At 44.2% G+C, this 7,184-nt stretch carries 5 protein-coding genes; 1 reads left to right on the top strand and 4 read right to left on the bottom strand.

The genetic code is table 11. The features are described 5' to 3' along the window. The first annotated feature begins 537 nt into the window (after positions 1-537). The gene (locus B5G10_RS12315) at positions 538-3,705 is read left to right on the top strand and encodes a two-component regulator propeller domain-containing protein (protein WP_087425026.1); all 3,168 of its coding nucleotides are present in this window, start codon (positions 538-540) and stop codon (positions 3,703-3,705) included. An 85-nt stretch (positions 3,706-3,790) separates the two neighbouring features. Here the strand turns inward: B5G10_RS12315 and tsf are convergent, their stop codons facing one another. The 4 genes from tsf to rplM all read right to left on the bottom strand — a co-directional run bounded on the left by tsf (position 3,791) and on the right by rplM (position 6,516). Further along, entirely contained in the window at positions 3,791-4,615 is an 825-nt protein-coding gene (tsf, locus tag B5G10_RS12310) for a translation elongation factor Ts (RefSeq protein WP_087425025.1), read from the bottom strand. 84 nt (positions 4,616-4,699) lie between these two features. Beyond that, positions 4,700-5,542, bottom strand: a complete 843-nt coding sequence (gene rpsB, locus B5G10_RS12305) for a 30S ribosomal protein S2 (protein WP_087425024.1) — start codon at positions 5,540-5,542, stop codon at positions 4,700-4,702. A gap of 126 nt (positions 5,543-5,668) precedes the next feature. Then, a complete protein-coding gene (gene rpsI / locus B5G10_RS12300) occupies positions 5,669-6,055 on the bottom strand; it encodes a 30S ribosomal protein S9 (protein WP_087425023.1) in 387 nt (128 codons plus the stop codon). A 5-nt stretch (positions 6,056-6,060) separates the two neighbouring features. Continuing rightward, positions 6,061-6,516 carry a 50S ribosomal protein L13 gene (rplM, locus tag B5G10_RS12295; protein WP_025278763.1) on the bottom strand — a complete coding sequence of 152 codons (456 nt, stop codon included), beginning with the start codon at positions 6,514-6,516 and terminating at the stop codon, positions 6,061-6,063. Between the last annotated feature and the right edge of the window lie 668 nt (positions 6,517-7,184).

The following is a 7,184-nucleotide window of genomic DNA, read 5'->3' as shown; positions in this document are numbered from 1 at the left end:
ATGGCTTGCGGATAACCTCTTGATGGCTACCGCAAAGTTACTGATGTTCTAATCGAAAAATTTTCTAATGCTTATAACTTATTGATGTTTAATAATTAAACCCTTGTCGGAGAATTTTTTTCCGGACACTAGTGGTAGCAATAAAATAAATACCATTTACGAAGACCGCTTCGGCAACATCTGGATAGATTCACAAGACAACGGCATCAGCGTCTTGAATATGGACAATCATACCATCGATAACTACGCCCACAATCCAAGCGATAAAAACACACTGTCGAGCAACAAAATATTTTCCATTATAGAAGACCCCTCAGGCAAAATACTGGTAGCCACAATCGATGGAACTATCGACGCCTTTGATTATAACACTCGATCTTTCCAACGGAACTATATTCCTTCAGTCGAGATGGCCTACACTTTATATACCGACAGTAAAAAAATCTATGGATAGGAACCGATGGCAAAGGACTGAAATGTTACAATTTCTATGATAAAACAATCTCTACCTATGAGTCGGAACTAATCAATCTCGATATGAGGGATGCAAAAGTTCACAGCATTTTTGAGGATAAGCAACACAACATCTGGGTTGCCCTCTATCAAAAGGGTGTACTGATGATTCCGCTCAAAGACAAGATATTCAACAATATTGGTTTCAATCCATTCTACTCCAACAAAAATATTGGCAATGAATGTTGTCTTACTATCCTGGAAGACCACAATCACGAAATATGGATAGGAACCGACGGGGATGGTATCTACAAACTGGATACTGCCCGCAAAGTCAAAGCGCATTATAACGCACCTCAATTCACCCCCAATGTTGTCTTATCCATCTTTGAAGATTCTCGGAACCGAATATGGATTGGCACCTACTTATATGGTCTCTATCTGTATGACGAAGCGACCAATCGATTTATTAAAAAGAATCTGTATTGCAACAATACCGAGGTAAAACATGTCAATACCATCACCGAAGATTCCAATGGGAACCTTTGGATAGGGACCAATGAAAATGGGGTCTGCAAATATAATCCAACCACTGGGGAAACCCAATTCCTACTCTATGACATGATGAAATCCAAAAATCAGATTCTCAGCGACTCGGTCAATGCCATAGACATAGATGGACATTACCTATGGATTGGAACAAGCATAGCCGGAGTAAGCCGGTATGACATGACGACTGGGTCTTTTGAAGATTATACCGTAGAGAATGGGAAATTAAGCAACAACAATATCCTTACCCTGAAGACCGACCATAGAGGTGGAGTGTGGATTGGGACCAGTTGGGGACTTAACTATATCAACTCAGCCACCGAAGAGACCCGGCAATATACCGAGGAAGATGGGTTATCCAATGCGGCCATTAGCGGAATTGTCATAGACTCGAACAAACACTTGTGGATAAGTACTTATTATGGTCTATCTCATTATAACCCTCAGACCGGGAAGTTTACCAATTACTACACTTCCGACGGACTCATCAATAACGAATTTCGCCGGGGAGCCTATTTCCAATCAAAAAGCGGAGAAATCTTTTTTGGGGGAATCAATGGAATCACCTTCTTTTTCCCTTTTGAAAATCAGCCGGGTTACGGCTTATCCAATCTTGTATTTACCGACTTATTCATCTACAATAAACCGGTCATTCCCAATAAAGCAAAATCGATTCTAAAAGAATCTATCGATTACGCCCACAAAATTGAATTGTCGCACGACATCAAGAATTTCTCTATCAGTTTCTCGGCTCTCGAATACAACAATCCAAACAATGTAATCTACCAAGCCCGGCTCAATGGGTTTGAGAAAGAGTGGACAACCCTGCCGCAAGGAAGTAACACGGTTACTTATACCAATCTGAAACCGGGCAAATATACTTTGCAAATAAAAGCCAATCTTCCCAATACTCCAGAGTTATATCGAGAAATCGATATCATCATTACTCCCCCGATATGGTTGTCTTGGTGGGCTAAAATACTCTACCTCCTCATTCTGATAGTAGGCTCTTATTGCACTTATATCAGTATAAAAAACCGAATTGCCCAGAAAAAAGAGAATCAGAGGAAGCAGAATGAAAACAACATTATGCAATCGCAACTGCAATTCTTTACCGATATTTCGCATGAAATTCGCACTCCTCTTACCCTTATATTGACTCCCATAGAAGAACTTATCAAAGAAACGAAAGATTCTGAATTAAAAGCCACCTATAAAATTATCGATCAGAACGGCCATCGTATCTTGCGCCTGGTCAATCAAGTCATGGAAATGCGCAAACTGGATAAAGGACAGGTGAAACTATGTGCCGAACAGACCAATATCAAGGAGTTCATTCTCGAGATCATTGTCTCTTTCAAACACTTCGCCCAGGAAAAAAGCATTGCATTTAATCTCCACATCGCACCCGACCTACCGGTCGTATGGATTGATCAGGAGAAACTGGATAAGGTCATATTCAACGTGCTATCAAATGCCTTTAAATACACACCGGTAAACGGGAAAATAGATATGACGGTCGATACTATCGACTCATACTTCAGAATACGTATTGCCGACACAGGATGCGGCATACCCAAAGATTTAAGGGAGACGGTATTTAACCGCTTCTACCAGGTTCCCAACGAAAACAACAAGACAAAAATGGGTACAGGTATAGGACTGCATCTATCGCGTAAACTCATGGAAATACACCATGGTAAAATATTCGTCGAAGACAACGATCTTCCCGGTACAACCTTTGTTATTCTTCTTCCTCTTGACGATAGTTATTTAAAGAAAGAAGAAAGAAAATTGGAACATTCCGATAGAAACCTGGCGACCCTTGTACAAACCTCGATATCGCCAGTCGAATCGGCCGTTGATACGCCATCTGCAAATTCGGGCAAAAGCAAACGTAAACCCAAGCTTCTCATCGTAGAAGATAATCAAGAGATAAAAGACTATATTCACAAAGTTTTATCGGCAGATTATCAGATTTTTGAAGCGAAAAATGGGAAAGAGGGCCTGGAAATGACCCTTAAAGAATTACCCGATTGCATCATCTCAGACATTATGATGCCCGAAATGGATGGTATAGAAATGTGTGACAAAATCAAAAAGAACGAACAGACCTGCCATATCCCGGTTATTATGCTCACAGCCAAAACAGCAATAGAACAACGTATTGAAGGTCTCAAGGTGGGAGCCGATTCATACATTCCCAAACCCTTCAACATCGAACATTTGAAAATAAGGATACAGAAACTGATTGAGGTCCGCCGTGTCATGAAAAACAAATATGAAGGGAAAAGCAACACAATCAAGGAAGAGATCAGTTCTCTCAAGTCAACCGACGAAAAATTTTTAGAGAAACTCGAGCTCATTGTGAAAAGCAAGATGGCCGAAACCGATTTATCGGTTGAGACAATCAGCCAGGAGATAGGACTTAGCCGTTCTCAATTACAACGCAAGCTCAAGCAACTTACACAACAAAATCCCAGCGATTATATCAGAATAACTCGTTTACGTCATGCAGCATGGCTACTCTCGAGCAAAAACCTCAGTATTTCCGAGATATCTTATGTAACCGGATTCTCCTCCTTATCTCACTTTTCAAATTGCTTTAAAGAGTTTTATGGCATGTCTCCCAGCCACTACATGGAGATACACCGAAACTCTAAAAAAACAAAAGACGCCGAAAACGAAGATCAACAACCATGATAAATCCTTGTCTGACTTGATACAAAAAAAGCGCCACACCGTCGAGCAGTGTGGCGCTTTTCTATGCGGTTATATCTCGCAACGATTACTCCTCGTTCAGGGTAACACGTTTGAAAGCAACGACCGTAAGGTCTTTGTTGCTGGTTTGGAGATATTGTTGAATGTTGTGCTTCGAATCTTTTACGAAAGCCTGCTCGAGCAGACAAACTTCTTGGTAGAACTTGTTCAGACGGCCTTGGGCAATCTTATCGAGCATCTCTTCTTTCTTACCCTCTTGACGAGCTTTATCCTTGGCGATTTCGAGCTCTTTAGCTACCACGTCGGCAGGAACATCTTCGCGGCGAACAGCGAGGGGACTCATGGCAGCAGCCTGCATGGCTACGTCGTGAGCCACTTGATAGTCGGTATCGGGCAAGTTGAAACCTACGATGGTAGCCAGTTTGTTACCCGGGTGAACATAAGCCGTGGTATAGGGAGCCGCGATAGCCTCGTAGTAGCCGAGTTCCATCTTCTCACCGGTTTTACCAATTTCGTCAACAATCAGGTTGGCAACGGGAGTACCGTTGATTTCCAAAGCCTTCACAGCATCCATGTTGGGAGCTTTGGCCTCGATAGCAGCGTTGAGGATATTCTTGGTCAACTCAACAAACGACTCGTTCTTAGCCACAAAGTCGGTCTCGCATTTCAAAGCTACGATAGCAGCGAAATCGCCTTTGGCAGCAGCCAGTACACAACCTTCGGAGGCTTCGCGATCTTCGCGTTTTGCAGCGACAGCCTGACCTTTTTTACGAATAATTTCCTTTGCAGCTTCCACATCGCCGTTTGTCTCGTTCAATGCGTTTTTGCAATCCATCATGCCGGCACCCGTAAGTTTACGCAACTTGATGATTTCAGCCATTGTAACAGCCATATACTTAATCTCCTATTTTTTAAATTAGAAACAAACAAAGAGTGAAGTCAAAGATTAGGCTCCACTCTTTGTCTTTGATTATTTTTATTCTTCTACTTCTTTCTCTTCGGCTTCGGGAGCAGCATCCTCGGCAGCTTCGGCAACCTCGGCATCATCAGCTTTCTTGCGCGAGATGCGAGCCTTGCGTTCTTTCTTCACGGGAGCGTCCTCGCCTTCGGCAGGAGCATCAACCTTTTCGGCTTTACGTTCTTCCAGACCTTCGGCAATAGCGCCGCACACGGCGTCGAGAATTACTTCGATCGATTTCGAAGCATCGTCGTTGGCAGGAATTACGAAATCTACGTCGTTGGGGTTGGAGTTGGTATCGACCATGGCAAATACGGGAATACCCAGACGGTTGGCCTCGCGTACGGCGATGTGCTCTTTGAGAACATCGACAACAAACAGGGCCGACGGCAGACGGTTCAGGTCGGCAATGCTACCCAGCGTCTTTTCCAATTTGGCACGTTGACGCGAGATTTGCAGTTTCTCACGTTTCGACAGATTGTCAAACGTACCGTCTTTCTCCATCTTGTCGATCGTTGACATCTTCTTCACAGCCTTGCGGATTGTGGGGAAGTTGGTCAACATACCACCCGGCCAACGCTCGATAACGTACGGCATATTTACGGCAGAAGCCTTGTCGGCAACCACTTGTTTAGCTTGTTTCTTCGTAGCAACGAACAAGATTTTCTTGCCCGATTTGGCAATCGATTTCAATGCGGCAGCAGCCTCGTCGATTTTGGCTACGGTTTTGTACAAGTCGATGATGTGGATACCGTTACGCTCCATGAAGATGTAAGGAGCCATAGCGGGATTCCATTTTCTTTTCAAGTGTCCGAAGTGAACACCGGCTTCCAATAATTGGTCAAAAGTTGTAATAGACATTTGTTTAATTTTAATTTGTTTACATTCTACTTATACAACCTCAAGGTAGCTTACCCCACACAGAGTAAAGTCCTTGCGGTTTGGATACTAAACACAAATATATCTCCGGCCCAGGGCCGTCGCATATTAACGTTTACTGAACTGGAATCTCTTACGAGCTTTGGGACGTCCTGGTTTCTTACGCTCAACAGCACGCGGGTCGCGAGTCATGAAGCCTTCCGACTTCAAAGCCGGTTTGTCTTCGGGGTTGATCTTTACCAAAGCACGGGCGATAGCCAAGCGCAGAGCCTCGGCCTGACCTTTGAAACCACCACCGTTCAAGTTTACTTTGATATCATATTTCTCGGCAACGCCCAACTTTTCGAGCGGTTGCTTTACAATGTATTGAAGTATCGAAGAGGGGAAATAAACAGCCAACTCTCTTTTGTTTATGGTTACTACACCCGTACCTTCGCTCACAAATACTCGTGCTACTGCGGCTTTACGTCTGCCTAATGCATTAACTACTTCCATATTACTTATTTAAGGGTGTTAATATCAATTGTTTTGGGGGTTTGTGCAGCATGGGGATGCTCGCTACCTGCATAGATATATACATTTCTCAGCAGTTGAGCGCCCAGTTTGTTTTTGGGGAGCATACCTTTCAGCACACGTTTGAATAATTTCGACTCACCTTTCTTCATCAAGAAGGCGGGAGACAATTCTCTTTGGCCACCGGGATAACCCGTAAAATTCAGATAAACCCGATCTGTCCATTTTTTACCCGTCAATTGCACTTTATCGGCATTGATGATAATCACGTTATCACCGCAATCTACATGAGGAGTATAGCACGGTTTGTATTTACCACGCAATATCTTAGCAACTTTTGCACACAGGCGACCCAAAACTTGGTCGGTTGCGTCAACCACAACCCACTCTTTTTTAGCGGTCTCTTTGTTTGCAGAAATGGTCTTATAACTTAAAGTATCCACCGTTTATTGTTTTAATAATTAAACACTTAAATAATAGCAGCTCATACATTCCCGGCCAAAGGAATCACGACTGCCATTCAAATTTTCTCAAATTTGGGTAATAATCGGACTGCAAAGGTACACGCTTTTTATTTGAAAAACAAAAGATTTTGATTTTTTTCTTCATTTTCACCACCAGTCCAAATAGATACGCATGGCACGTAAGCCGGTAGAGCAATCGAGAAGGCGACAGTATCCCCAGCCGGTATTCCTGGATTCCGCGTCAAGGCGCGGGATGACCTATCATGTCACCTCGCACCCGATGCGCTCCGTGTCACCCCGCACTGTGATGCGGGGTCCAGCCCGGAGAAGATAGAGCTCACACCCCGAACATAATGGTAAGCGGAACCCCGCCTTTATCGGGCAGGGAGCGGGCAAGATGGAGGAGGGAACGGGGCGAGGAGTGTCTGAGCTTATTGCGAGTTCCGCAGCCCCCGACGATGGCGCTGCCCCGCAACCGACTCGGCCCAATAACAGCGGTGGCGCTTCTTGGTTCGTTCTTCTCGCTGCTGAGAAGAATGAACAACTATGTTCGTTCCCTTGCGGGTATTCCTGGATCCCGCATCACGGCGCGGGATGACCCTGACGGGTATTCCGGGATACGGTGTCACGGTGGCGCGGGATGACCC

Source organism: Barnesiella sp. An55 (assembly GCF_002161555.1).
Taxonomy (GTDB): domain Bacteria; phylum Bacteroidota; class Bacteroidia; order Bacteroidales; family Barnesiellaceae; genus Barnesiella; species Barnesiella merdipullorum.
This window is presented reverse-complemented; position numbering and strand designations above follow the sequence as displayed.